Here is a 24426-nt window from a genome sequence, read left to right as displayed (position 1 = left end):
GCGCTTTGGCTTGAATTGGTTTAAAAGTCAGCAACCTTGCCCCATGCGCTGCGGTTCAGGCGTTCCGGCCTGTAAGGTTTAGGGTCCACAATCGGCTTACGTCCCAAAACCACATCCGCAATCATATGCCCCGCACCGGGACCGATGCCAAATCCATGTCCGCTGAACCCTGCCGCCAGAATGAAACCCGGAACATTTTCAATCTCACCAATCGCCGGAACGCCGTCCGGTGTGCTGTCAATATAGCCCGCCCAGCGGTTCGCAATCGGTGTCTTTGCCAGTTCCGGCAGGAGGTCACACGCTCTTCGATAGGTCAGTCGGATCTGTCCCTCATCCGGTTTCGGATCGAGGATACGGTTTCTTTCCATGGGTGTAATCTTGTCGAGCGACCATTTCCTCAACGTTTCGTGACCTGAACACCAGCCCTGAGTACCGCCCGGAGCAAGACTGCGCCAGCGACGCATGAACATCGGTATGAATTCACGGCCAAAACGCAATTGCTGCGGGGTCGTATCAACCCGCGCGCGACCGCTGATTGCCAGCGTATAGCCGCCATCATAGCGTCGTGTGAGCGATACCTGAGATGTATGCAATGCATCAGGCAAACCGACAGCACCGGGCGCGACCGACAGGATCGAAGCGCGAACGGCTGCCTGCGGAAAGCGAATGCCCAACTGGTTGCAGAAGGAAGATGCCCATGCACCGCCCGCCATCACCACGGTTTTCGTGGCAATTGTGCCTGCTTCGGTCACCACACCGCTGACGCGTCCGCCGCTCAGCTCAAGACCGCGCGCAGCGCAGTTTTGATGAACGCTGCCACCTGCCGCCATAATCCCGCGTGCCACAACCGGCACCGCACGTGACGGATCGGCGATACCATCGGTCGGCGAGAAAACGCCGCCTTTCCAGCTGCGCCCCGTCGCTTTACCACGCTCTGCCGCTTCCGCTGCGCTCAACATATGCGTGGTTACACCAACAGTCTGTGCAAAATCACGCCAACGCGCCCAGCCTGCAATCTCCGCTTCATCCTGCGACAGATAAAGAAGCCCGCAACGGCGAAACCCGGGATCTTCCCCCGTTTCCTCGGCGATTTTATCCCAGAGCTCCAAGCTTCTGCTCGCCATCGGAAGCTCGCGCGCATCGCGGTTTTGTTGGCGGCACCAACCCCAGTTTCGGCTCGATTGTTCGGCTGCAATGCGGCCCTTTTCAATAAGCGCAACCTTCACGCCACTGCGGGCGAGGTAATAGGCTGTAAACACGCCAACAACGCCGCCGCCAATCACAACCACATCCGCTGCCTCTGGCAAGGTTGGGCTGGTTTCAATGTGCAAGAGCGGTGCAGACATGTGTGGAACTCCAGTGTTTTGCACATCCTACTGCCCGCCGCGCCAAGACGTGCATCGGAGTTTGCCTTTACACAGAATTTCATATGGTTTGCTGCGGCTGCGACAGGCGATTATTGCGCAGAAAGCCCGTTTGCTTCGCTCGATCACTGAATATGGAAAACCGCATCTGGCGCGATTGCAGCTTGAAGCGAAAAAGATAATAATCTGATTTCAGAATACAGCATGAGTGGTTTTGCTATGAAGCTCGACAAAATCGACATAAAAATCCTATCCGAAATGCAGAAAAATGGGCGGATAACCAATGTCGAACTCGCAGAACTGGTCAATCTTTCGCCCAGCCCATGCCTGATGCGGGTAAAAAAGCTGCAATCGGAAGGTTATATCACCGGATATTCGGCACAGATCAATGTTTCGAAACTGGGCCAGACACTGACAGTCTTCACCGAGATCACGCTCAAGAACCACCGCCAGATCGATTTTGCACGTTTTCTGGCAACAGTTGAAAAGATCGATTCTGTTATTGAGTGCCATCTGGTTTCGGGCGGTTACGATTATCTTATGAAATTCGTGACCGCCGGAATTGTCGAATATCAGACGATCATGGAGCGCCTGATCGATATGGATGTCGGCATCGACAAATATTTCAGCTTCGTCGTGCTCAAGTCACCCATTGTGAAAGCACATTTGCCGCTAGACGTGATGTTCACAGAATAGCACGCCAATCTCAGCTTCTGGTAAACTCACGCACCAGTTCCGGGTCCTGCTGCAGTCCGTCGAGCCAGCCGGTGTCGAGCTTGGGCACGGATGAGAACAAAAGCCGCGAATAAGGATGGCTGGCGGCATTGCCCATCAGGGCCGGACTTAGCTGCTCAACCTTTTTACCGGCATACATGACCACAACTTCGTCGCAGATCGCACGCACTGTAGAGAGGTCATGACTGATAAAGAGATATGACAGCGACAGTTCGCGCTGCAACTCCTTCAAGAGATCAATAATGGCCGCAGCCACAACCGTATCCAGTGCGGAGGTGATTTCATCGCAGATGATCATCTTGGGATCAGCAGCAAGTGCACGCGCAAGATTGATGCGCTGCTTCTGCCCGCCGGAAAGCTCACCCGGCCTGCGGTACCGCAAATTGCGCGGGATCCGCACCATATCAAGCAGCTGATCAATGCGGGCATCGCGGCTTTTGCCATGCATGCCGTGATAGAATGACAAAGGGCGCGCAAGAATATCGGCAATCGACTTGGCAGGATTGAGCGCGGTATCCGCAAACTGAAAGACAATCTGCAATTCGCGCAATTGCTCGCGCGTGCGATGACGCAGAGCGCTCTGCATTTCCTTACCTTCAAAGATAATCTTTCCGCGCGCGGCTGGCAGGATACCGGCAATTACGCGTGCAAGCGTAGACTTGCCGCAACCCGATTCTCCGACGATGCCCAGATTCTGCCCGCGCGATAGCTCAAGACTGACATTGTTGACCGCAATCATCGCCGGATCGCCGGATTTTCCGACAATACCATAACCGGCAAGAACATTCTCAACGACGAGAAGCGGCGATGGCTTTTCAACTTCGGCAATTTCTGGCCGCGCATGCAAAACCGGCTCAAAAGCTGCAAGCAATTCCTGCGTATAAGGGTGCTGCGGATGATGCAGAATATCCTGTGTGGAGCCCACCTCCTGAACTTCACCGCTTTTGAGTACCACGATGCGGTCTGCAATCTGGGCTACGACAGCGAGATCATGCGAAACATAAACCCCAGCAATATGGTTCTTTTTCATCACCGACTTGAAAGCGCGCAGAACTTCAATTTGCGTCGTCACATCAAGCGCCGTCGTCGGCTCATCGAAAATCACAAGCTTGGGGTCACCGATGAGCGCCATAGCTGCCGAAAGGCGCTGCAATTGCCCACCCGATACCTGATGCGGATAGCGGTCACCAATTGTTTCGGGATTTGGCAAGGCAAGCGCCTTGAACAGATCTATTGCCTTTTTGCGTGCCTCTTCCTTCGACATCAGTTTGTGAATTTTGGTCACTTCAATGACCTGATCCATAATGCGATGGGCAGGATTGAAAGAGGCAGCCGCACTTTGCGGCACATAGGACACTTCTGTGCCCCGTTTCTTCGCGCGTTTACGCTCTGAGAGCGAGACAAGATTCTGCTTTGAAACGTCGATACTGCCGCTCACGATCCGGCACCCCGGACGCGTATAGCCCATAAGTGTAAGCGCAATGGTTGTCTTGCCAGAGCCGCTCTCGCCAATGAGAGCCACAATTTCACCTTTGGCAATTTCAAAGCTCACGTCACGGATAATTTCGACGGTGCGACCTGAATCGGTTTTTGCATCCACGCGCAGGTTTTTGATCTCAACCAGATTGCTCATTCATTCGCTCCTGTCGCGGATTTTTTGCGGGAGATTGTCGATCAGCAGATTGACGCTGATGGTGAGGCTCGCAATCGCGACGGACGGAAACACAACGGCAGGGGCCGCAAAGGAAAGACCACCAATATTTTCCTTTACCAAAGCCCCCCAATCGGCAAATGGCGGCTGCACACCAAGCCCCAGAAAGGACATGCTCGACAAAAGCAGGACGATAAAGACAAAGCGTAGGCCAAAATCGGCAAGGACTGGTCCGATGATACCCGGCAAAATCTCTGAACGGATAAGATAGCCGATCTTTTCGCCGCGTGCGCGGGCGACGGTCACATAGTCCCTGGTGTTGATATTGATCGCCAATGCGCGCGCAAAGCGATAGCTGCCCGGCGTATAGATCACCGCCATGATGACAATGAGGACCGGAATGGACGAGCCGATACCCGCAACAATCACCAGCGCCAGTATCTTGCTTGGGATGGATGTGAGCGCATCAAGAAAGCGGCTCAATGCTGAATCAAACCAGCCGCCGATAACTGCGGCCATCATGCCAAGTGTCACGCCAAAAAAACACGCCAGAAAAACCGCTGCCAGCGAAATGCCAACCGTAAAGCGCGCGCCATAGATAATGCGGGAAAGCATATCGCGGCCAAGATAATCGGTGCCAAGCGGAAACTGTGCACTCATCGGTCCGAAAAAGTCGAAATCGACGATTTCACCCACCGGATGGGGCGCGATCCACGGCGCAAAAATGGCAACCAGTGCCCAGCAGAGAATAATCAGGAACGAAACTGTGCCGACCAGATTAACCCGATAACCAAAGCGTTGAGACTTAGTCTTTCGCTGACTTGAAACGGAAGCGGTCATGATTATCGCAGCCTCGGGTTGGAAACGATAGCAATGATATCCGCCATCGTAATGAGCAGAAGATAGCCAAAGCAGAAGATCATCGCGCAGGTCTGGATCAACGGCAGATCACGCGTTGCGACAGCATCGAGCATCAACTTGGCTATGCCGGGATAATTGAAGATGGTTTCGACAATAATGACGCCGCCCAGCAGATAAGACAGCGACAACGCAACCGCATTAACGATCGGCCCGAGCGCATTTGGCAACGCATGAACCATGACCATACGGCGGCGCGAAGCACCTTTAAGAAGCGCCATTTCAACATAGGGTGTGTTAAGCGTTTCAAGAACGGCGGCGCGCGTCATGCGGATCATTTGCGCTGAAATCACAAAGCTCAGCGTGATCACCGGCATGGCAAAGACTTTGAGAAGCCCTATGAAAGACGTGACTTCATTGGCCATTGAGAGGGCTGGCAACCAGCCAAGATAAACTGCAAACACAATCACGGCGATGGTCGCGACCATGAACTCAGGGACGGAAATCACCGAGATCGTGATGATGGAAACAACCCGATCATAAATCGTACCGCGCATGATGGCCGCAGTGATGCCGAGAAACAGAGCGATCGGCACCGATATTACGGCCGTCACGCCGGCAAGTTTGAGCGAGTTCACAAGCCTGCTGCCGATGAGATCGGCAATGGGCAGATTGTTGGCATAGGACACGCCAAGATCGCCGGTAAGCAGATGGCCCAGCCAGAATATGAAGCGCAGGAAGGCAGGCTGGTCGAGATTCATCGCGTGACGAAGTCCGGCAACAGCCTCCGGCGTTGCGGCCTGTCCGAGAAGAATTTCGGCGACGTCACCGGGCAGCATCGCTGTTGCAAAGAAAATCGTAAATGCAACAATCAGCAGCGTAACGAATGCAACAACAAGGCGTTTGGCGACGAGAATCAGCAAAGGCGATTTCATGGTCATGCGCGGCCCAATATTTTGGGGAAACGATCAGTTCGGGCAAAATCCATGCTTTGCCCGAACTCGAAGAACGAATTTACCGGATGAACAATCAGGCTTCCAGCCAGGCGTGTTCGGCAAATGTATAGCCCATCATGCCACCCAGCGGATTTGGCTCGAGACCTTTAAGCTTCGGCGAAGTTGCATCCACATTTGACATGAAGGCCGGAATGACCGTTCCCGCTTCATTGGAAATCATGCCCTGCATTTCGCCGTAGATTTCTTTACGTTTGTTTTCATCGAGCAGACCGCGTGCTTCAAGCAGCATCGAGTCGAATTTCTCGGACTTATACCGGCTTTCGTTCCACGGCGCATCGGACTTATAGAGCAGCGAGAACAGAATATCCGGCGTTGGACGAGCGTTGATATTGCCGTAATGAACAGCATCCTTCAGCCAATGATTTGACCAGTAGCCGTCCGATGGTACGCGATCAATGGCGATCTTCTGACCGATGGTTGATGCGGCCTGTTGAAGAACCATTGCATAGTCCAGCGATGACGATGCAGCTTCTGCGGCAGTGATACGGATTTCCTGACCAAGCACACCGGCTTTTCCAAGCAGGGACTTTGCACGCTCTGGATCAAACTCGCGCTGTTTGAGTTCGGCATTAAAGTATTTGCTGGTTGCAGGCACCGGATGATCGTTTGCGATTTCTGCAAGACCGCGCAACACAGACTTCTGAATGACTTCACGATTGGTGAGATATTTCAGCGCTTCGGCCACGCCAGCCTTGTCGCCCGGTGCCATATCAAGGCGGGCATTAAGATTGGTATAAGTGCCAAGCTTCGAGATAAAAAGGGTCGCAGCAGGGTTGTTTTCAAGCACGCGCAACGAACGCGGATTGAGGTTCGCACCAAGCTGAATATCGCCGGAAAGAACCGCATTCATACGGGCACTCTCATCAGAGATCGCAAAGAATTCGAAGGAATCAAGGTGCGGTCCGTTATTCCTCCAGTAATTCTCGTTGCGCGCAGCAATCGAACGAACTCCCGGCTGGAACTCTTTTAAGACAAATGGACCCGTCCCGTTGCCCTTAGAAAAATCCGTCGTGCCATCGGCAACAATCATGAAATGATGCAGCGCGAGAATGGTTGGAAGATCGGCATTTGCGCTTTCAAGCGTGATCTCGACTGTGGTGTCGTCAATCTTTTTGACGCCCGTGATCTGCTTGGCAATCGCATTGACCTTGGAGCCAACAGCCGGATCAAGGTGACGCTGAAGAGAAAACACCACATCATCTGCGCTCAGCGACTTGCCATCATGGAATGTCACCCCCTTGCGCAGTTTGACAGTCCAGACCTTTGCATCCGCACTTTCGACGCTTTCGGCCAGCTCCATCTGCGTTTCGCCATGCCCGTCAAGGAAGGTCAGGCGGTTATAAACCGCACAGCAGCGCACATAGTCAGTAGCATTTGAAGCTTTGGCAGGATCAAGCGTATCGGCAGTGGAAGAGCTAAAGCCCGCAGCTTTGATAAAACCGCCTTTGACCGGCGTCGCAGCATATGCGGAGGTCGCGCGGCCCAGGATTGTTGTGCCCGCTGCAGCCGCAACCCCACCCATTAACATCATCTGCAACAATTCACGCCGGGTTGCCCCGCGTCGAATTGCATTTTCAATCATACGGTCGTCGGAAGAAGTCCAGTTGGTAATCTTCTCGCTCATAGCAGTTCCCCTTGTTTAACAATTGCATCTGGTGCTCCGGTTTATTGGCACCGGTTTCACCGCATTTTTTAAAGATCCGTTGTTTCAAGCACCTCATGCTCACGTTGATCGGAAAAGCATTTGAGTGAGAGAGCGACCATGCATCTGATGCGCATTATTCGGTCATCCAAACTCAATCCAGCAGATTGCCTTTCGTCTTCACCTTTTGCAGCCTTATTAGTTTGTTATGAACAAGCGCATTAATTGCGCTGAATTGATGAAGGACCGCAGCATAATATTGCGAATCTCGTGCGCTGACGAAATTCCGGTTCGCAACCTCTTGCTGCTGTCCGCAAACCTATCCCTTCATCGCGGCACGAACATCTTCGTCAGCAAGCGTCTGGTCCAGCGTTTTGCGCGTGCGTTCGATAATCGCATCAATGTCGTCATCGGTGCAGCAAAGCGGCGGCGCATAACCAAGAACACCATTGGCGAAAGCGCGGATGACAAGACCATTGTCCCATGCGCGGTCAAAAATTCGGCGAGCCGGATCGGCTGCTGCCGGAAGCGGCGTCTTGTTTTCCTTGTCAGTCACAAGTTCAATGGCTGCCAGCATCCCGCGACCACGCACATCGCCGACCAGCGGATGATCGGAAAGCGACTGCAAACCTGCCATAAGGCGCTGGCCCGCCTTGCGGCCATTTTCAAGCAAGCCATTTTCATAAAGGCGCAGGCATTCAAGCCCGACCGCTGCACTGACCGGATGTGCGGAATAGGTATAACCGTGACCGACAGCGGCCTTACCGGCGCCATCGGCAATGGTGTTATAGACATGCTCAGACATAAAGAGCGCGCCCATCGGCACGTAACCCGATGTCAGTCCCTTCGCCGTGGTGATGAAATCGGGCACCACATCGTCTTCGGAACACGCAAAAAGCGGGCCCGTGCGGCCAAAGCCGGTGATCACTTCATCGGCAATAAACAGAACATCATATTGCTTACAAACAGCATGCATAGCTTTGAGCCAGCCTGCCGGTGGCACCAGCACACCGCCCGAACCCTGAATAGGTTCAACATAAAATGCTGCGACACGCTCCGCACCCAGTTCTTCGATCTTGGCACGCAATGCTGCAACAGAGGCATCAATGATTGGCTGCGGATCGGTGCCGACCGGGTTGCGATAAGCATAATGCGATGGAATTTTATGCTGCCAGTCATATGGCACGCCAAACCCCGCATGGAATGCCGGCAGTGCTGTCAAACCAGCCCCGGCAGTGGACGAGCCGTGATAACCATATTCCACCGAGATGAACTGGTCTTTCTGCGGCGTCCCTTTGGCGTGATAATAATAACGAATGTAGCGGATCGTACTGTCGATCGCATCAGAACCGCCCAGCGTGAAATAGACATGATTGAGATCACCCGGCGCACGATCAGCCAGTTCAGCCGCAAGGCGAATGGCAGGCTCTGACCCCAGGCCAAAATAGCCGGTTGCATAGGGAAGCTCTTGTAACTGCTTAGTCGCAGCTTCAACAATACTATCCTGCCCATAGCCAACATTCACACACCAAAGACCCGCAAAGCCGTCGAGCAGCGTGTGCCCGGATGCATCCGTGACTGTTGCCCCCTTGCCGGACTTCAGAACACGCACGCCAGCGGCTTCATGACTGCGGAATGATGAGACCGGATGCACCAAGTGGGCGCGATCAAGTTCGATCAACGAATTGCTCAGCATAATATTCTCCAAATCAACCTAATGCCTGATTTACAAGCGCATATGTGCGGTATTCACTGCCGCTATTGTCTTCGCTCTGCTCAACTGCACGGCACATCGGTATCCCGCCGCCGACATGCGCAAGTCCGCGCCCGGTGAGCCAAGGACCGAGATGTGTTGCAATGTTTGTATCAATGCGAACAAATTCACCTGCATGCTGCGCGAGCAGAAAATCAATCAGCGAACGTGCCTCATCGCCGGTCTTTGCAACAACCGGACCAATAACAAGCCCACGCCCAAAAGGGCGAATTCCGGCAAATGCATCGACATCATCTTCTTTACGAAGAACCGCGAATTTCGCGTTTTCTTTCAAAAGCTGCATGATATTTGTGCGATTGTGGCCGGTTGCCAAATGATCAAGCGCAGCCAAACGCGCAAAATCATCGCTTGCAGCCCATGAAATGTTACTCGGTGCAGCAACCTTTAGAGCCAGACCCTGATGCTGAACGATCTCGCCATTTGCCACAAAGCCAAGCTTTTCATAAAGCGGGAGGCCCTCGTGTGTGGCAACAAGCAGACACGTGCGCCCTGTGGCGGCATCGAGTGCTGCCTGCATCAGCTTGCGGCCAAGCCCGCGTCCGCGCATGGCTTCATCAACTATAACCATATTAACCGTTGCAACAGCCTCCCCCAGAGGCGTGGACATTGCCGTACCGACAACACGTCCGTCTTCAAGCGCAACCACGCCATTGCTCAGTGCCAGCACAAATGCCCAATCTTCACGACGATGCGGCCAGCCTGCCTGCTGCGACAAGCCAACGGCCCCATCAAGGTGATCCGGCGTCATCGTTTCAAGAGTGATTTGCGATGCAGTCATGGTTATTTCCGAGTAGCGTTCTTCTTAGGTCCAAATTAGAATAGCGCTTGCAGCAGTTCATCCCGACCAGCGTCGAAATGCCATGTATTTCGACTTTCCTTGGATGCCCGCGCCGCATCTTATGCCGCGACATACACAGAACCACAGCAACAAGCCGCCTTCTGCGCCACCTGAAGATCGTACAGACAAAACTCTCTGCCAAAGCGCACGCCACATACGAAACAATCTGCTTTGCAACAGTGTGAATGCAGTGATTAGTCCATGCGCCGCTCATTATGATGTATGAGAACGGCACCGCGGTGCCTGCAAGGCTTGGAAGGATCAAATCATGGCCCAGTTTAGACCTAAATACATCACCTTCGATTGCTACGGCACACTAACCAACTTCCAGATGGCAGAAGCGGCGCGTGATCTTTACGGCAAACAACTTGATGAAGAGCACATGCAAGAGTTCATCAAGAACTTTGCAGCCTATCGCCTTGATGAAATCCTGGGCGACTGGAAGCCTTATAATGAAGTTGTGCACAATGCGATCGAGCGGACCTGCAAGAAGAACAATGTGACGTTCAAGGAGGAAGATGCGCGCACAGTCTATGAACGCGTTCCAACCTGGGGTCCACATCCCGACGTGCCAGCCGGTCTTTCCAAGGTCGCCAAGGAAATCCCGCTCGTCATCCTTTCAAACGCTATGAATGAGCAGATCCACCACAATGTCGAAAAGCTGGGCGCCCCGTTCCACGCGGTTTATACGGCGCAGCAGGCACAGGCCTATAAGCCCCGCTTCAAGGCATTCGAATATATGCTCGACCAGCTCAATGCCAATCCGGAAGACATTTTGCACGTCTCGTCGTCATTCCGTTACGATCTGATGTCGGCACATGATCTTGGTATCAAAAACAAGGTCTGGGTCAATCGCGGTCATGAGCCAGCAAATCCTTATTACGGCTATACCGAAATCAAGGGTATTTCCAGCTTGGCCGACGTAATCGGATTATAAACAAGGCTTAGCAAGATGCAATTCAAGCCCTATTGGCACGACACGACTCCGCCTTTCACTCTTGCGGAAAACACCCCACCGGAAGGGCATTATGATGTAGCCATTATTGGTGGCGGCTTCACAGGAATTTCGGCTGCATTGCATCTTGCCAAAGCAGGCAGCCGCGTTGCCGTCTTTGAAACAGGCCTTGTCGGCTCAGGTGCTTCAGGGCGCAATGGGGGGCATCTCAACAATGGTCTTGCGCACAGTTTTATTGCTGCAAAACAACACCTTGGCGCAGAGCGCGCCAAGGCACTCTATAAGGCTTTTGACGATTCCGTCGACACGATTGAACGTATCATGCGGGAGGAAAATATCGATTGTTCGTTCCGGCGCGCAGGAAAATTGAAACTTGCTTCAAAGCCAGCCCATTTTGATAGCCTTGCGCGTAATTTCGAAGCCATTCACGCGGAAGTTGACCCCGATACAGCGCTGTTGCGCCGCGATCAGCTTATCGGTGAAGTCGGCTCGAATGACTTTCATGGCGCTATGCTTTCAAAGAAAAGCGCCATGATGCATATGGGGCGCTATGTGACAGGTCTGGCGGGCGCGGCAGCGCGTCACGGCGCGATCATTTTCGAAAATGCCACTGTTCTTGAACGCCGGAAAATCGAAGGCAAACACCAGATTACAACATCGCGCGGCACGGTGACGGCTGACAACGTCATTGTGGCAACCGGTGCCTATACAACAGATAGCTTCGCCTATTTCCGCAAGCGCATCATACCTGTTGGTAGCTTCATCATTGCGACCCGGCCACTCACGCCAAGTGAAATTGCGGCCACGATGCCCGGCAATCGCACCTATGTGACGTCGATGAATATCGGAAATTATTTCCGTCTTGCACCTGATAATCGCATGATTTTTGGTGGCCGCGCGCGCTTTTCAGCCACTTCCGACCAGCGCTCCGATGGCAAAAGCGGTGCCATTTTGCGTGCAAGCCTCGTCAAAATTTTCCCGCATCTCGCCAATGTAGAAATAGATTATTGCTGGGGCGGGCTGGTTGATATGACACAGGATCGCTATCCTCGTGCAGGTTTTGCCGATGGCGTGTGGTATGCAATGGGCTATTCCGGGCACGGCGCGCAGATGTCTACCCAGATGGGTATTTACCTTGCTGATGCAATCCTTGGCCGGGGCGATAACAATCCAATTTCCGGTCTCGATTGGCCAACCATTCCGGGATATTCGGGCAAGCCATGGTTTCTGCCGATGGTTGGTTTCTATTATAAGATGCTTGATAAATTCCAATAAGTTCAGGATAGGAAAAGGGCGGATAAACCGCCCTTTTTATTTCACAAACCGCCAACATGCAGCGTTTTGATTTCCAAATATTCTTCTATACCAAGCTTTGATCCCTCGCGACCAAGCCCAGACTGTTTAACACCGCCAAACGGTGCAACTTCGGTCGAAATAAGGCCTGTATTGAGGCCAACCATGCCAAACTCCAGCGCTTCCGCGACACGCCATGACCGCTTGAGATTTTCGGTATAGAAATACGCTGCTAGGCCGAAAGGCGTCCCATTGGCAATTTCAATCGCCTGCTCTTCTGTCTCGAAACGGAAAAGCGGCGCGACGGGCCCGAAAGTCTCTTCAGAAGCAAGCAGCATATCGGTCGTGGCGTCGCCCAAAACGATCGGTCGTGCATATTGGCGGCCTTCCGGCATAGTCTCGCTTTGCGCAAGAATTTTTGCCCCACGTTCCAGTGCATCGGCAACATGACGCTCGATTTTTTCAATCGCTGCTTGATTGATCATCGGGCCAATCACCACGCCCTTTTGTGTACCAACGCCCACTTTCATCCGCGCGACACGGCTTGAAAGTTTGGCCGCAAAAGCATCATAAACACTGGCCTGTACCAGAATGCGGTTTGAGCAAACGCAGGTTTGGCCACCATTGCGGAACTTGGAAGCGATAGCGCCTTCAACCGCCTGATCAAGATCAGCATCATCAAACACAATGAATGGCGCATTGCCGCCCAGTTCAAGGCTCAGACGCTTGATGCTGTCAGCAGCCCCCTTCATCAGAAGCGAGCCAACACGTGTCGAACCAGTGAAGGATATCTTGCGCACGGTTTCATTGGCCATCAGTTCATTGCCGATCTCAGTCGGCATGCCGGTGACAATATTGATGACACCTGCCGGTATCCCTGCCCGTTCCGCCAGCACACCGAGCGCGAGCGCTGAAAACGGCGTAAACTCGGATGGCTTGATGACGACTGTACAACCGGCAGCCAGCGCTGGAGCCACTTTGCGCGTGATCATCGCATTGGGAAAATTCCAAGGTGTAATGATCGCGCAAACGCCGACAGCCTCTTTGAGCACCAGAATACGGCGATCTGCCGTCGGCGAAGGAATACTACCACCATCAATACGACGGGCTTCTTCTGCAAACCACTTCACAAAAGAGGCGCCATAGCGAATTTCGCCAACAGCCTCATTGAGCGGCTTGCCCTGTTCAAGCGTCAAAAGCAGCGCAAGATCCTGCTCATGCTCAATCATCAAATCAAACCAACGTTCCAGCAAAGCTGCACGTTCGGCATGCGTTTTCTTTTTCCATGGCTTGAATGCGGCGTGCGCGGCATCAATTGCCGCGCGTGTTTCGGATGCCCCCATATCGGGGATCGTACCCAATGTGCCAAGACTTGCGGGATTGGTTACATCGACAGTGGCACCTGACGCCGCATCCTGCCAGACACCACCAATGAGGCCTTGTTGTCTGAAAAGGCTCTGATCTTTTAACATTCTTCTGTTCCCTTTTATCCGAGAGCTGCAAGCACGGCCTGCGTGATCGCCTCCGTCTTATCTTTGCCTGCAACTGTGCCGATACCTTGCGCCGTCGCCAATTCAATCGCCGTCATGACGTCTTTGGCGGCCTGATGCTCGCCAAGATGCTCAAGCATCATCGCTCCTGACCAGATCGCTGCAATTGGATTGGCAATGCCAAGATGCGCAATATCGGGCGCTGAACCATGAACCGGCTCAAACATGGAGGGTGCCGTGCGGTCCGGATTGATATTGGCCGAAGCCGCATAACCAAGACCGCCCTGAATGGCAGCGCCCAGATCGGTCAGAATATCGCCAAAGAGATTGGAGGCCACGATCACATCAAGGCTTTCCGGTGCCATCACCATACGTGCTGCCATAGCATCAATGTGATAATGCGAGACCTCGACATCAGGATATTCTTTGGCGACTTCTTTTGTCATTTCATCCCAGAAAACCATCGAGTATTTCTGCGCATTGGATTTGGTCACCGATGCCAGCTTCTTGCGGCGCAAACGTGCTTGTTCAAAGCCAAAGCGGATGATCCGCTCAACCCCCGCGCGTGTGAAAATCGCAGTTTCGACTGCTACTTCATCTTTCGTACCCGAATGCACGCGTCCGCCAGCACCCGAATATTCGCCTTCCGTGTTTTCGCGGATACACAGAATATCAAAGCCTTCAGAGCGCAGCGGCCCTGTTACGCCTGCAAGGAGACGATGCGGGCGAATATTGGCATATTGCACAAACGCCTTACGGATCGGCAGCAGCAAGCCATGCAAAGAAACAGAATCCGGCACTTCCGCTGGCCAGCCAACAGCACCAAGATAAATCGCGTCGAACTTGCGTAATGTCTCAATGCCATCAGCAGGCATCATCGCGCCAGTTTCATGATAATAGGCGCAAGACCACGGGAAGCTTTTGCCTTCCAGCGTGAAGCCAGTGCGTTTTGCAGCCGCTTGCAAAACCTGCCACGCCGCATCCGTCACATTCTTACCGATACCGTCACCCGGAATAAGTGCAATCGAATAGGTTGTCATTGTTCGCTCCCTTATAAATCGATAAGCACGCTTTTGGATTTACGATTTGCGAGATAGGCTTCACGCCCGAGATCCTTGCCAATACCGGAGCTTTTATAGCCGCCGGTTGGCAGGATATGATCGCGCGATCGCCCATAGCGGTTGACCCAGATGGTGCCTGCCTGCAATGCTTTTGTTACGCGGATTGCGCGTGACAAATCACGCGTGAAAAGACCTGCTGCCAGCCCATAAGTCGGATGATCCGCAAGTGCTAAAGCTTCGTCTTCTTCGCCAAATGTCTGGATCGTCAGAACAGGACCAAAAATTTCTTCGGTAACGGCTGGTGAGCTTTCAGTGACACCACGCAAAAGCGTCGGCTCATAAAAATAGCCTTCGCGGTCCATCCGTTTTCCACCGACAACACTTTGTGCGCCAAGCCTGACAGCCTTCTGCACAATCTCGTCAATACGACAAATCTGGCGTTCGGAAATAATGGGCGAATATTGCGTGTTCTCATCCCAGGTCACGCCCGGCTTGATATTGGCCATATGCCGCGCAATCGCTTCACTCAATGCATCGGCAATTTCCTCTGCAACAATCAGGCGCGAACCGGCCACACAGGCTTGTCCGGCATTACTGAGAATTCCACGCGTGATGACAGTTGCAGCCAGTTCCAGATCTGCATCGGCAAACACCACCTGCGGACTTTTTCCGCCAAGCTCCAGCGTCATCGGCTTGATGCCGGTGCGCGCAATATTCTCCATAATCGCAGCACCCGCAGCCGTCGATCCGGTGAAGCTGACCTTTGAAATATCAGAATGGCCGGTCATGGCATTGCCAGTGGTTGGTCCATCACCCAGCACGATATTGATAAGCCCTGCCGGAATTCCCGCTTTGACCGCGAGTTCAGCCATGTAAAGGGTGGAAAACGGCGTCATTTCAGACGGTTTCAGAACAACGGCATTGCCTGCGGCAAGTGCCGGTCCAAGCTTCCAGCCCGCCATAGAGATCGGAAAATTCCATGGCGTGATTGCGCCGATCACACCATAAGGCTCGCTCAGCGTCATGCCGAATGTGCTCGCGCTTGTCGGCACAACAGCGCTGCCCTCCTTGTCGGCAAATTCAGCAAAGAAACGGATTTGCTCAGCCGTGACAGCAATATCGCCTTCAATAAGCTGTGCAATCGGGCGTGTTGAAGAAACGGCTTCCAGACGTGCAAGCGTCAGTGCTTCCTGTTCAATAAGCTCAGCCCAGCGATGCATCGCATTAAGGCGCTCGCGTGGGCGAGCATCGGCCCAACCACTCGTTTTCAATGCAGCCTTGGCGGCCTGAACTGCCCGATCAACCACCCCTTCATCGGCGATGGGACAATCCCCGTAAGCTCTACCGTCAGAAGGCCGGCGCATTTCCATCCCGCCGGAAGCATCGATACGCTCTCCGCCGATATAATGGTAAAACGGGAGCTCAAGCGCTTCGGGATTAAAGCTTAAAGTCATCGCGCACCTCGCACTTTCTTTGCTTAAGACCTTAGTGCCGCCGACGCCGCATTTTCGATCAAGAAATGCCCGCCCGACGGCTTTTATGCGCGTCAAGCGGGTTTTATGCGGCGGATTATTCTGGCTTACTCGTAAACGCAGAGGTAAATTTTGCGCACCGTTTCAATCGTGCGCCAGACACCGACAAAACCCGGCTTCATGACAAAGCTGTCGCCTGCGCGATATGTCTTGGTTTCACCACCCTTTTCCTCAATCTCGACGAGACCGGAAAGGATGTGGCAGAACTCCAGTGTCGTCCCCTTGATGGAATGCGTTTCGCCCGGCGTTGCTTCCCAGACTCCCGTCAGAACCTTATCATTTTTGGAAGCATCCTGTGCCCATGTCTTGAATTCAGGAGAACCGGAAATAAGACGATCCGGCGTTGGCAACGCTTCTTTCGGTACAAAGTCGGGATTTGGATCAATGGTAATCAGAAGCGACATGGAATTCCCCTTTTAGATTAATAACCAAGTGTGCGATCGATCAGGCCGATCAGTTTTTCCCCGGCGAGATAACGCTGGATGTTCTCAATGACGGATTTTGCAGCCGTGTGCGGCTGCGTGACGGAAGCGATATGTGGCGTAATGAGCACTTTCGGATGGGACCAAAGCGGATGCCCCACAGGCAGCGGCTCAGGATCGGTTACGTCACACATTGCCGCTGCAAGATGTCCGCTATCCAAGGCTTGGATCAGTGCATTTTGATCGAGCTGCGGCCCTCGTCCTGTATGCAGCAAGCGCGCCCCCTTTGGCAGAAACGCAAACAGATCAGCATTCAGGATACCGCGTGTTTCATCGGTCAGCGGCAGCAGGCATATGAGAATATCGGTTTGCCCCAGAAAGGGTGCAAACTGTTCTTCACCATAAAAACACGCAACACCTTCAATGTCTTTTTTGCTCCGGCTCCAGCCTGAAATCGGAAACTGAAACGGTAGCAGCCGTTCAATAGCTGCCTGTGCAAGCATGCCAAGCCCCAGAAAGCCTATGCGGCGCTCACTGGCCTGCACGATCGAAAGTGCGCGCCAGTCTTCATTTTTCTGCTGTTGACGATAGGCGATGGCTTCACGATGCAAGGTCAGCACGCCAAGCGTCACATATTCCTGCATCATGCGAACAATGCCGTCCTCAACCATGCGCACAAGCTTGACATGCGCGGGAACAGTTCCCGGCTTGAACTGATCGACACCAGCACCAATTGAAAAAAGAATTTCCAGATTGCGGTAGCGCGCTATGTCATCTGGCGCTACCCAACTGATAAGATAGCGGATTTTGTCAGGATCGACATCTTCTCCCGCCTGATAAAACGCGATATCCGGCAGCGCCTGAACAAAAGCGTCGCGAAAAACAGCGCCGCGCGCGGCATCCGAATTAAAGAGAAACGCCATACGATTCTGCCGCCAACTTGGGTTATATGATCAAGCGCGCGCCAAGATCGTCGATCATTTTCTGACACGCATGAAGTTCATTGATTTCGATATATTCGTTGGGACGATGCGCGCGGCCAATATCACCAGGACCGCAGATAATCGCATCAATACCCGCTTGCTGAAAAAGCCCGGCTTCTGTGCCATAGCTTACCGCAGCCATTGCTTCCCGCCCCGTTAGTTCCACCATCAATTGTGAAAGTGCGCTTTCGTCAGACAGCGACAAGGCAGGATAAGAACTCAGCTCATGCCAATGCACTTCAAATCCATCGTCGCGCAAAGCGAGCAATTGCTTTCTCACCGGCTCAAGCAAAGACAAAGGCGATACACCGGAAATTGCGCGCACCTCGATATCTGCGGTGCAGCGATCCGGAATGATATTGACAGCCTGCCCGCCGGAAACCACACCAAACTGCAAAGAGGAATAAGACGGCTCGAAATTATGATCGAACGGTCCGTTTTGCAGTGATTGACCATAGACCGCAGCCTGCGCAATGACAGTGGCCATAGCATGAACAGCATTCAACCCCAGATCGGGACGCGACGAGTGCCCTGAACGCCCGATGACTTCAAGTCGCGCAGCAGCCTTGCCTTTATGCGCACGCACAGCCTGCATCCGGCTTGGCTCTCCGATGATCGCACCAAGCGGCTTCGCGCAGAGCTTAGGAAGCTCCGCGAGCATATGCGGCACACCCCGACAGCCTGCCTCTTCATCATAGGAAAATGCCAGGTGAACCGGCCGCTGCAAGGAACTGGACGACAATTTGGGCAAAGCCGCCAAAGCACATGCCAGAAAGCCTTTCATGTCAGTCGTGCCACGACCATAAAGCTTTTCGCCATCCTTATGGAGCTTGAATGGGTCGGTTGACCATTCAGCCTCTCCGGCAGGCACCACATCCATATGACCGGAAAGAATATAGCCCGGCACATCGCGTGGACCGACAGTCATGAACAGGTTCGCCCTGTCACCTTCCGGTCCCGGAAGCATATCAACCTGCGCTCCATGCGCTTTTGCATAGGCACTGATCCAACCGACAATCGGGTCATTGGCGGTGCCCACGACGGAGGGAAACCCGATCAATGCGGCAAGAATTTCTTCGACGTTCATGAATACCACATGCAAGGTTACTCTTCGGATTTTTACCAGCATAAGAGCGCCGCCCAGTGTTCCGTGCCGAATAAGGCGTAGCTTTAAACAAAGATTGCGAATTACCCCTGCCAAGAAGCAAATCCTGCCGCGAGCGCCATGTGATGATGCGGCAAAATACGTCTGCCAGACGGATTGCATTCATTGGCAGGATCAAAAACACTACTTATTGCAGGCTAGGGAATTGGGTTAGGACGCTGATATGCAGAATTCAGTGCGGCTGAAATCGTTTGAACTGATGGCGCAAGACATCGCAAATGTCGATGTCAGCATGCTGCATGCGCTTTCCATGGGCGTCCGCTGGCCGCATCGTCCCAATGACTGGGAGCAACTTCTGCAAACGGGTCAGGGTATCGTGGCCGTTGACGGGATCGGACGCGTGTTCGGAAGTGCGATGTGGTTTCCCTACGGGGACGATTTTGCAACCATTGGGATGGTGATCACATCGCCGCGCGCGCAGGCCCAGGGAAACGGACGCTGGCTTATGGATCAGGTGCTTGAACGTTGCAGCGGTCGAAATCTCAGTCTCAACGCAACCCATGCCGCCTATAGTCTTTACATTTCGCTAGGGTTTAAGAATGAAGCAACCGTCTATCAGTGTCAGGGTGAAACAGCGCTCACGCTTCCCGAAATTCCCTTTGCTGACGGCGACATTGTTCGTCTTTCGGATGGCGAATTTGAAACGCTGGCGCATTTGGACGCTCAGGCTTTCGGCGTCAATCGCGCCGGTTTGTTAAAGCACCTGTCTGACAAAGCAGAAATCTTTGGCTTGAAACGCAATGGCCAACTGGTCGGCTATTCCTTCTGCCGCGAATTCGGTCGGGGCAAAGTTATCGGCCCAATCGTGGCGCCTAACGATGAGGATGCAATCCAGCTCACTGCAATCCATCTGCATAATCTCAGAGGAGCCTTTGCCCGTGTCGATACGCGCGAGAAAACCGGTCCGTTTGCAGATTATCTTGCACAATGTCGGCTTGGTGTTTTCAGCACAGTCACCACAATGTCGAAAGGCAAGCAATTTCTGAACAGAAAGAGTGACACCCCTTGGGTGTATGGGCTTGCAGCCCATTGCTGGGGTTAACAGAAACCTAAACAATTGCCTTTCAGCAAAGCATAATATCGAAGTGCATTTCTTGTGAAAGCTCGTTTGGAACATCATTGTAACAACACAAGAGCTGCCTTCCACCGTCATTTTTCGTGCGCCGCAGTCACCGGCACTGCCATGATACTGCGTCGGGGATACGGTCTCAGCGCTCCACTCATTGCGCCAGCATGAGATCGCCATCACGGAATAATCAATATTTTCCAGTGCTTAAAAGCGCGCACGCGCCCCAACGAAGGGGTCGCAATCATCAAAATCAAACCATTTCTTAACGACTTATTTACTACGTTTGTAAGAAAATGAACTTAGCAAATCATTATGTCGACCTATTCGTGAATTCGGCCCGTAATTTCGACTGTTTTTGAAAAGTGAATTTCACATGGCAAACACACATCAGGCATCCGGTTCTCGTTCCATCATCGATGAACTCAACGCCCTGCGTGAGCGTCATGCAGCACCCGTTGCCCCAAAACAAAGTGCCTTGGACGAGCTAAGCAACACATTGGCTGAACTTGAAAAACGCCTGGCCAACCTTGGAGAAGCGGCCCCTCGCCCACGCGCCGTTGTGCCCGATAAACGCCCTGATAATCGCATTGAAGGTCTTGCAGAAATTGCAGACCATCTGCGGCGTCTCGAAAGGGAAAAGAGCGAAGCAGGACATTTTGCAAGCCAGCCAGCACCGCGCTTTGCAGAACTGCGCGACGAACCACGCACATCATCGTTGGAACGCAACACACTGCGCCAGATTGACCAGCGTTTGGATGATATCAGTCGCTGCGTCATTGCAGCCAATCAGCACCAGCACTCCAATCACGAAGAAGCAATGCGTCTGGAGCGCATTGAACGCCGCCTTACGGAGCTGGCCCAGCAGCTTGACAGTTCAGACGCCGCACAGAATGCCGATATGCTGTTTCGTCGTCTCGGCGAACTTTCGCAGCGTATTGATGCTTTAAGCCAAGAGGCGCATCTGCCCGAAAATACAATTGAGCAATTGGCACAACAGATCAATCTCCTTGCCCATCAGGTCGGCAAGGTTATGGAAAATCTGAATCAGTCCGATTATGACAGCGTCGATGCGCGACTTGAGGCCATCGGTGAAAAGCTTGCAGTGGTTGAGAAATGGACGCGCGATCCAAACCCTGGCCTTCTGGAAAAGATCGATAACCGCTTTAAGGAATTGACCAAGCGACTGGATGCGCAATATGCAAGCCACTACGCCGATGGCGGTGTTTTGCATACGCTTGAAGGACGGCTCGACGATATATCGCAGCAGATTTCACTCAGCCTTCTGCAGACACCACATGTCGACGAATCTTCGTTTGCTGAAAGCGAAGCCATTCGCGGTCTCGAAAACCAGATCGCAAATCTTGCCCTCCAGCTTGCCAGACCATCGGCAGAATTTGAAGAATTAAAGCCGCGTCTTGATACAATCGAACATGCTATTGTGAACAACCGCGAAACGGTGCTGGATGCGGCAAGAGAAGCCGCCGAAGCCGCCGTTGCCAGTGTTTTAAAGCACGGTTCGCAGCACGACACCGCGATTGCCCTCCAGCTTGCCAACGATATGAAGTCGCTTGAAGCGCTCGCGCGCAATGCAGACGAGCGCAATGCCAGGACATTCGACATCGTACATGAGACGCTGGTCAAAGTTGTTGATCGATTGACTACCCTTGAGCAGCAGATCGTCATCAACGCCGACACGTCGCCCAAGTCCAAGCCCGTTGCAAATCCGTATTCTACGGCAGCAAATGCATTCCCAACGCTTAAAACCAAGCCGGCTGAAAAAGCTGCAACCGATACAGCGCATGGTGAGGAAAAGCTTGCAAAACTGACACCCAAAACACTGGCGCCGCACACGCTTTCACCAAAGACACGGCAGGAACCGGAACTAAGCGCATCACTTGATTCTGTTCAGCCCGATAATGACAGCCTGCTTGATCTGAACACGATCATGAAGCGCGTGCGCGAAGAGCGCAACCAACAGGACGACGCCAAAGCCAAACCAAGCGGCAAAGCCGACCTGATCAGCGTTGCGCGCCGTGCGGCACAGCAAGCTGCCGACGAATCGAGCAAGCTTGAACAAAGCTCCGAAAAAGCAGCAGCAGAAAAGAAGGGATCGATCAGCAGTCTCTTCACCCGTCAGCGCAAGCCGATCCTGATGGCAATGGGTGCGGTGATGATGGCAATCGCTGGTTTGCAGGTGGGTGCTGCTTTTCTTGAAAACAAAGAGCAGGCCGAGCTTGTTGCAAAAACAGCAGCGCCGGAAATCGATAAAGCGACCACAGCTTCCCTCGCCCCTGCTTCTGAGCCTGCGCCAGCAACCATGCAGCCCATGCCGGAAATGGTTGCGCCTGAGACAACAATTGCCAAGCCACAGCAGGAAAGCAATCTTTTAACGCCGCAGGCGCCGACCGAACCACAGGAACAGGCTATTCCCGATACGGCTGTAGCTCAGGAACCTGAAGCAACAACACAAGATGTGCCTGTGGATGCTGGCCCTGCCGCGTTGCGTGAAGCAGCAGCTGCGGGCGATCCTCGCGCCTTGTTTGAAATCGGCAATCGCTATGCGGAAGGTCAGGGCGTGACAAAAGACCTGACGCAAGCGGCAAACTGGTTTGAAAAATCGGCTTCAAAAGGCTTTGCCCCTGCGCTTTATCGCCTTGGGAACATGAATGAAAAGGGGCTTGGCATCTCCCGTAATCTCGCCAAAGCCATCGATTTTTATCAGCAGTCAGCACAAGCGGGCAATGCCAGCGCCATGCACAATCTGGCTGTGCTTTATGCTTCGGGTGCCAGCGGCTCGCCGGACAATGCATCGGCTGTACACTGGTTTACCGAAGCGGCAGAACGGGGCGTCAAGGACAGCCAGTATAATCTGGGAATTCTGGCTGCCAAAGGTCTTGGAATGCCGGTTAACCTCGAAGAAAGCTACAAGTGGTTTGCACTTGCGGCAAAGGCTGGAGACAAGGACGCAGCCGACAAGCGTGATCAGATTGGCGCCGCACTGACGCCTGAGAAGCTTGAGCGTGCCAAAGGCACAGTGGAACTCTGGAAGGCGAAGCCGCTTAATCCGGACGCCAATTCGCTCGACATACCTGAAGGTTGGTCAGACGAAAAGCCTGTCACAACGGCTTCTGTGGATATGAAAAAAGCTGTTCGCAATATCCAGCTCATCCTGCAAAAAAACGGCTATGATGTTGGCACAGCCGATGGCGTGATGGGGAACAGAACCCGCAACGCGATCGCGGAAATTCAGAAAGCCAATGGGCAGGAGCCGACCGGCGAAGTCAACCAGCAACTCGTGCAGCTCCTGCTCGAAAAGAACAAATAGGCCTCAGTTTTGGGCCCAATGCATAGGATTGGCATTCCACATTGTTGTTCATAAACAACAATGTGCCATTTTCTTCACCCATCATTCAGCAAAGTAACTCTATTCTCAATCGGAGTTTGACTTCCCCTTGGTGAAAGAGCAAGACAATTGAACAGGTTAGAGCGCATCCTGAAAAGTGTTAGACGGTTTTTAGGAAAAGATGCGCGTTAAAACAAAAGATTAGAGCGCCGATCTGATTTTATCAGACCGGACACGCTCTAATACAGCTCTTGCGGCATAGCGCGACCGCAAAGTGCTGAATGGTGTGCGTTGTAAAAAACCGGGTTCGGAATTGGGTATTTACCTTCCCATTGCGGAATTGTCGGTCAACATGCTGGTTCTGCTCGGCATGGGCGCAGCCGTGGGCTTTCTATCGGGATTGTTCGGCGTGGGCGGCGGGTTTCTCATCACGCCACTGCTGATCTTTTATAACATCCCGCCCGCTATTGCCGTTGCAACCGGCGCAAATCAGGTTATCGCTTCGTCGGTTTCAGGTGCTCTCGCGCATTTCAAACGGCGAACGCTTGATATAAAACTCGGGCTGTTTCTGGTCGCCGGCGGTATACTGGGATCGCTCCTCGGTATTTTCGTTTTCTCGTGGTTGCGTGATCTCGGACAGCTCGACCTGATCGTCTCGATCCTCTACGTCTTCTTCTTAGGCACGGTCGGCGGATTGATGCTGGTTGAAAGCGTGCGCGCGCTGCGCCGCGTGAAAAAGGGACAGGCGGGTGCCATTCGCCGCCCCGGCCAGCACACTTGGATACACAAGCTTCCCTTCAAGATGCGGTTCCGCGCTTCAACAATCTATGTCAGCATCATTCCGGTGCTTGGAATTGGTTTCTTCATCGGCCTTCTGTCATCCGTGATGGGTGTCGGTGGCGGCTTCATCATGGTGCCTGCGCTCATTTATCTGCTGCATGTGCCGACCAATGTTGTCGTTGGTACATCGCTGTTTCAGATTACCTTTGTCACGGCTTTCACCACGGTGATGCAGGCGACGACCAACCAGTCAATCGACATCGTGCTGGCATTCCTGCTGATGCTTGGCGGCGTGATCGGTGCGCAATATGGCGCACGCGCAGGACAGAAGCTGCGTGGCGAACAGTTACGCTTGCTGCTGGCTTTGCTGGTGCTTGCCGTGGGCTTACGCCTTGCTTTCGGCCTGTTCGTACGGCCCGACAATCTGTTCTCGATCTCGATTGCGGATATGTGAC

Annotated in this window: 19 protein-coding genes; 6 read left to right on the top strand and 13 right to left on the bottom strand. The window is 53.2% G+C overall.

Annotated elements, in window-relative coordinates; genetic code table 11:
* Positions 1 to 20 precede the first annotated feature (20 nt).
* Positions 21 to 1346, bottom strand: a complete 1326-nt coding sequence (locus ABE530_RS04345; protein ID WP_499693714.1) for an NAD(P)/FAD-dependent oxidoreductase — start codon at positions 1344 to 1346, stop codon at positions 21 to 23.
* Between the two features lie 237 nt (positions 1347 to 1583).
* Here ABE530_RS04345 and ABE530_RS04340 point away from each other — a divergent pair, with 237 nt between their 5' ends.
* The gene (locus ABE530_RS04340; protein ID WP_094508510.1) at positions 1584 to 2060 is read left to right on the top strand and encodes an Lrp/AsnC family transcriptional regulator; all 477 of its coding nucleotides are present in this window, start codon (positions 1584 to 1586) and stop codon (positions 2058 to 2060) included.
* A 10-nt stretch (positions 2061 to 2070) separates the two neighbouring features.
* Here the strand turns inward: ABE530_RS04340 and ABE530_RS04335 are convergent, their stop codons facing one another.
* From ABE530_RS04335 to ABE530_RS04310, 6 genes are all read right to left on the bottom strand, one after another.
* Positions 2071 to 3732 carry an ABC transporter ATP-binding protein gene (locus tag ABE530_RS04335; RefSeq protein WP_499693713.1) on the bottom strand — a complete coding sequence of 554 codons (1662 nt, stop codon included), beginning with the start codon at positions 3730 to 3732 and terminating at the stop codon, positions 2071 to 2073.
* Positions 3733 to 4590: an ABC transporter permease gene (locus ABE530_RS04330; protein WP_265985758.1), complete on the bottom strand. Its 858-nt coding sequence runs from the start codon at positions 4588 to 4590 to the stop codon at positions 3733 to 3735.
* A gap of 2 nt (positions 4591 to 4592) precedes the next feature.
* Complete coding sequence (locus ABE530_RS04325; RefSeq protein WP_499693906.1) at positions 4593 to 5543, bottom strand: ABC transporter permease; 951 nt, start codon at positions 5541 to 5543, stop codon at positions 4593 to 4595.
* Positions 5544 to 5637: 94 nt separating this feature from the next.
* Positions 5638 to 7248, bottom strand: a complete 1611-nt coding sequence (locus ABE530_RS04320) for an ABC transporter substrate-binding protein (protein ID WP_499693712.1) — start codon at positions 7246 to 7248, stop codon at positions 5638 to 5640.
* A 337-nt stretch (positions 7249 to 7585) separates the two neighbouring features.
* On the bottom strand, positions 7586 to 8962 hold the full coding sequence (locus tag ABE530_RS04315; protein ID WP_499693711.1) for an aspartate aminotransferase family protein: 1377 nt from the start codon (positions 8960 to 8962) through the stop codon (positions 7586 to 7588).
* A gap of 13 nt (positions 8963 to 8975) precedes the next feature.
* Positions 8976 to 9818 carry a GNAT family N-acetyltransferase gene (locus ABE530_RS04310; RefSeq protein WP_499693710.1) on the bottom strand — a complete coding sequence of 281 codons (843 nt, stop codon included), beginning with the start codon at positions 9816 to 9818 and terminating at the stop codon, positions 8976 to 8978.
* A 328-nt stretch (positions 9819 to 10146) separates the two neighbouring features.
* On the opposite strand from ABE530_RS04310, the gene ABE530_RS04305 reads away from it, so the two are divergent.
* Positions 10147 to 10815 (top strand): haloacid dehalogenase type II, encoded by a 669-nt coding sequence (locus tag ABE530_RS04305; protein WP_265985762.1) that lies wholly within the window; start codon positions 10147 to 10149, stop codon positions 10813 to 10815.
* A gap of 15 nt (positions 10816 to 10830) precedes the next feature.
* Entirely contained in the window at positions 10831 to 12108 is a 1278-nt protein-coding gene (locus tag ABE530_RS04300) for an NAD(P)/FAD-dependent oxidoreductase (protein ID WP_499693709.1), read from the top strand.
* Between the two features lie 41 nt (positions 12109 to 12149).
* Here the strand turns inward: ABE530_RS04300 and ABE530_RS04295 are convergent, their stop codons facing one another.
* The 6 genes from ABE530_RS04295 to argE all read right to left on the bottom strand — a co-directional run bounded on the left by ABE530_RS04295 (position 12150) and on the right by argE (position 18701).
* Positions 12150 to 13598, bottom strand: a complete 1449-nt coding sequence (locus tag ABE530_RS04295; RefSeq protein WP_265985764.1) for an NAD-dependent succinate-semialdehyde dehydrogenase — start codon at positions 13596 to 13598, stop codon at positions 12150 to 12152.
* 14 nt (positions 13599 to 13612) lie between these two features.
* Positions 13613 to 14656, bottom strand: a complete 1044-nt coding sequence (locus tag ABE530_RS04290; RefSeq protein WP_499693708.1) for a tartrate dehydrogenase — start codon at positions 14654 to 14656, stop codon at positions 13613 to 13615.
* Positions 14657 to 14667: 11 nt separating this feature from the next.
* Positions 14668 to 16131 carry an aldehyde dehydrogenase family protein gene (locus tag ABE530_RS04285; protein ID WP_499693707.1) on the bottom strand — a complete coding sequence of 488 codons (1464 nt, stop codon included), beginning with the start codon at positions 16129 to 16131 and terminating at the stop codon, positions 14668 to 14670.
* A 125-nt stretch (positions 16132 to 16256) separates the two neighbouring features.
* The gene (locus ABE530_RS04280; protein ID WP_265985767.1) at positions 16257 to 16613 is read right to left on the bottom strand and encodes a cupin domain-containing protein; all 357 of its coding nucleotides are present in this window, start codon (positions 16611 to 16613) and stop codon (positions 16257 to 16259) included.
* A 17-nt stretch (positions 16614 to 16630) separates the two neighbouring features.
* Positions 16631 to 17554: a 2-hydroxyacid dehydrogenase gene (locus ABE530_RS04275; protein ID WP_499693706.1), complete on the bottom strand. Its 924-nt coding sequence runs from the start codon at positions 17552 to 17554 to the stop codon at positions 16631 to 16633.
* 22 nt (positions 17555 to 17576) lie between these two features.
* Entirely contained in the window at positions 17577 to 18701 is a 1125-nt protein-coding gene (gene argE, locus ABE530_RS04270; protein ID WP_265985769.1) for an acetylornithine deacetylase, read from the bottom strand.
* Positions 18702 to 18942: 241 nt separating this feature from the next.
* Here argE and ABE530_RS04265 point away from each other — a divergent pair, with 241 nt between their 5' ends.
* The 3 genes from ABE530_RS04265 (at position 18943) to ABE530_RS04255 (ending at position 24425) form a co-directional block, all read left to right on the top strand.
* Positions 18943 to 19821: a GNAT family N-acetyltransferase gene (locus ABE530_RS04265; protein ID WP_499693705.1), complete on the top strand. Its 879-nt coding sequence runs from the start codon at positions 18943 to 18945 to the stop codon at positions 19819 to 19821.
* A gap of 400 nt (positions 19822 to 20221) precedes the next feature.
* Positions 20222 to 23173 carry a peptidoglycan-binding protein gene (locus ABE530_RS04260; RefSeq protein WP_499693704.1) on the top strand — a complete coding sequence of 984 codons (2952 nt, stop codon included), beginning with the start codon at positions 20222 to 20224 and terminating at the stop codon, positions 23171 to 23173.
* Between the two features lie 370 nt (positions 23174 to 23543).
* Positions 23544 to 24425, top strand: a complete 882-nt coding sequence (locus ABE530_RS04255) for a sulfite exporter TauE/SafE family protein (RefSeq protein ID WP_396998447.1) — start codon at positions 23544 to 23546, stop codon at positions 24423 to 24425.
* Position 24426 lies beyond the last annotated feature (1 nt).

This window comes from Brucella sp. TWI559 (assembly GCF_039674265.1).
GTDB classification, from domain to species: Bacteria; Pseudomonadota; Alphaproteobacteria; order Rhizobiales; family Rhizobiaceae; genus Brucella; species Brucella chromiisoli.
The sequence above is the reverse complement of the archived record's forward strand: the minus strand, read 5'-3'. Positions and strand labels throughout refer to the sequence as shown.

What these genes read in the sequence shown, in the direction of transcription:
- ABE530_RS04345 (WP_499693714.1), bottom strand. Translation starts at nt 1,346, where the DNA reads ATGTCTGCACCGCTCTTGCACATTGAAACCAGCCCAACCTTGCCAGAG.
- ABE530_RS04340 (WP_094508510.1), top strand. Translation starts at nt 1,584, where the DNA reads ATGAAGCTCGACAAAATCGACATAAAAATCCTATCCGAAATGCAGAAA.
- ABE530_RS04335 (WP_499693713.1), bottom strand. Translation starts at nt 3,732, where the DNA reads ATGAGCAATCTGGTTGAGATCAAAAACCTGCGCGTGGATGCAAAAACC.
- ABE530_RS04330 (WP_265985758.1), bottom strand. Translation starts at nt 4,590, where the DNA reads ATGACCGCTTCCGTTTCAAGTCAGCGAAAGACTAAGTCTCAACGCTTT.
- ABE530_RS04325 (WP_499693906.1), bottom strand. Translation starts at nt 5,543, where the DNA reads ATGAAATCGCCTTTGCTGATTCTCGTCGCCAAACGCCTTGTTGTTGCA.
- ABE530_RS04320 (WP_499693712.1), bottom strand. Translation starts at nt 7,248, where the DNA reads ATGAGCGAGAAGATTACCAACTGGACTTCTTCCGACGACCGTATGATT.
- ABE530_RS04315 (WP_499693711.1), bottom strand. Translation starts at nt 8,962, where the DNA reads ATGCTGAGCAATTCGTTGATCGAACTTGATCGCGCCCACTTGGTGCAT.
- ABE530_RS04310 (WP_499693710.1), bottom strand. Translation starts at nt 9,818, where the DNA reads ATGACTGCATCGCAAATCACTCTTGAAACGATGACGCCGGATCACCTT.
- ABE530_RS04305 (WP_265985762.1), top strand. Translation starts at nt 10,147, where the DNA reads ATGGCCCAGTTTAGACCTAAATACATCACCTTCGATTGCTACGGCACA.
- ABE530_RS04300 (WP_499693709.1), top strand. Translation starts at nt 10,831, where the DNA reads ATGCAATTCAAGCCCTATTGGCACGACACGACTCCGCCTTTCACTCTT.
- ABE530_RS04295 (WP_265985764.1), bottom strand. Translation starts at nt 13,598, where the DNA reads ATGTTAAAAGATCAGAGCCTTTTCAGACAACAAGGCCTCATTGGTGGT.
- ABE530_RS04290 (WP_499693708.1), bottom strand. Translation starts at nt 14,656, where the DNA reads ATGACAACCTATTCGATTGCACTTATTCCGGGTGACGGTATCGGTAAG.
- ABE530_RS04285 (WP_499693707.1), bottom strand. Translation starts at nt 16,131, where the DNA reads ATGACTTTAAGCTTTAATCCCGAAGCGCTTGAGCTCCCGTTTTACCAT.
- ABE530_RS04280 (WP_265985767.1), bottom strand. Translation starts at nt 16,613, where the DNA reads ATGTCGCTTCTGATTACCATTGATCCAAATCCCGACTTTGTACCGAAA.
- ABE530_RS04275 (WP_499693706.1), bottom strand. Translation starts at nt 17,554, where the DNA reads ATGGCGTTTCTCTTTAATTCGGATGCCGCGCGCGGCGCTGTTTTTCGC.
- argE (WP_265985769.1), bottom strand. Translation starts at nt 18,701, where the DNA reads ATGAACGTCGAAGAAATTCTTGCCGCATTGATCGGGTTTCCCTCCGTC.
- ABE530_RS04265 (WP_499693705.1), top strand. Translation starts at nt 18,943, where the DNA reads ATGCAGAATTCAGTGCGGCTGAAATCGTTTGAACTGATGGCGCAAGAC.
- ABE530_RS04260 (WP_499693704.1), top strand. Translation starts at nt 20,222, where the DNA reads ATGGCAAACACACATCAGGCATCCGGTTCTCGTTCCATCATCGATGAA.
- ABE530_RS04255 (WP_396998447.1), top strand. Translation starts at nt 23,544, where the DNA reads ATGCTGGTTCTGCTCGGCATGGGCGCAGCCGTGGGCTTTCTATCGGGA.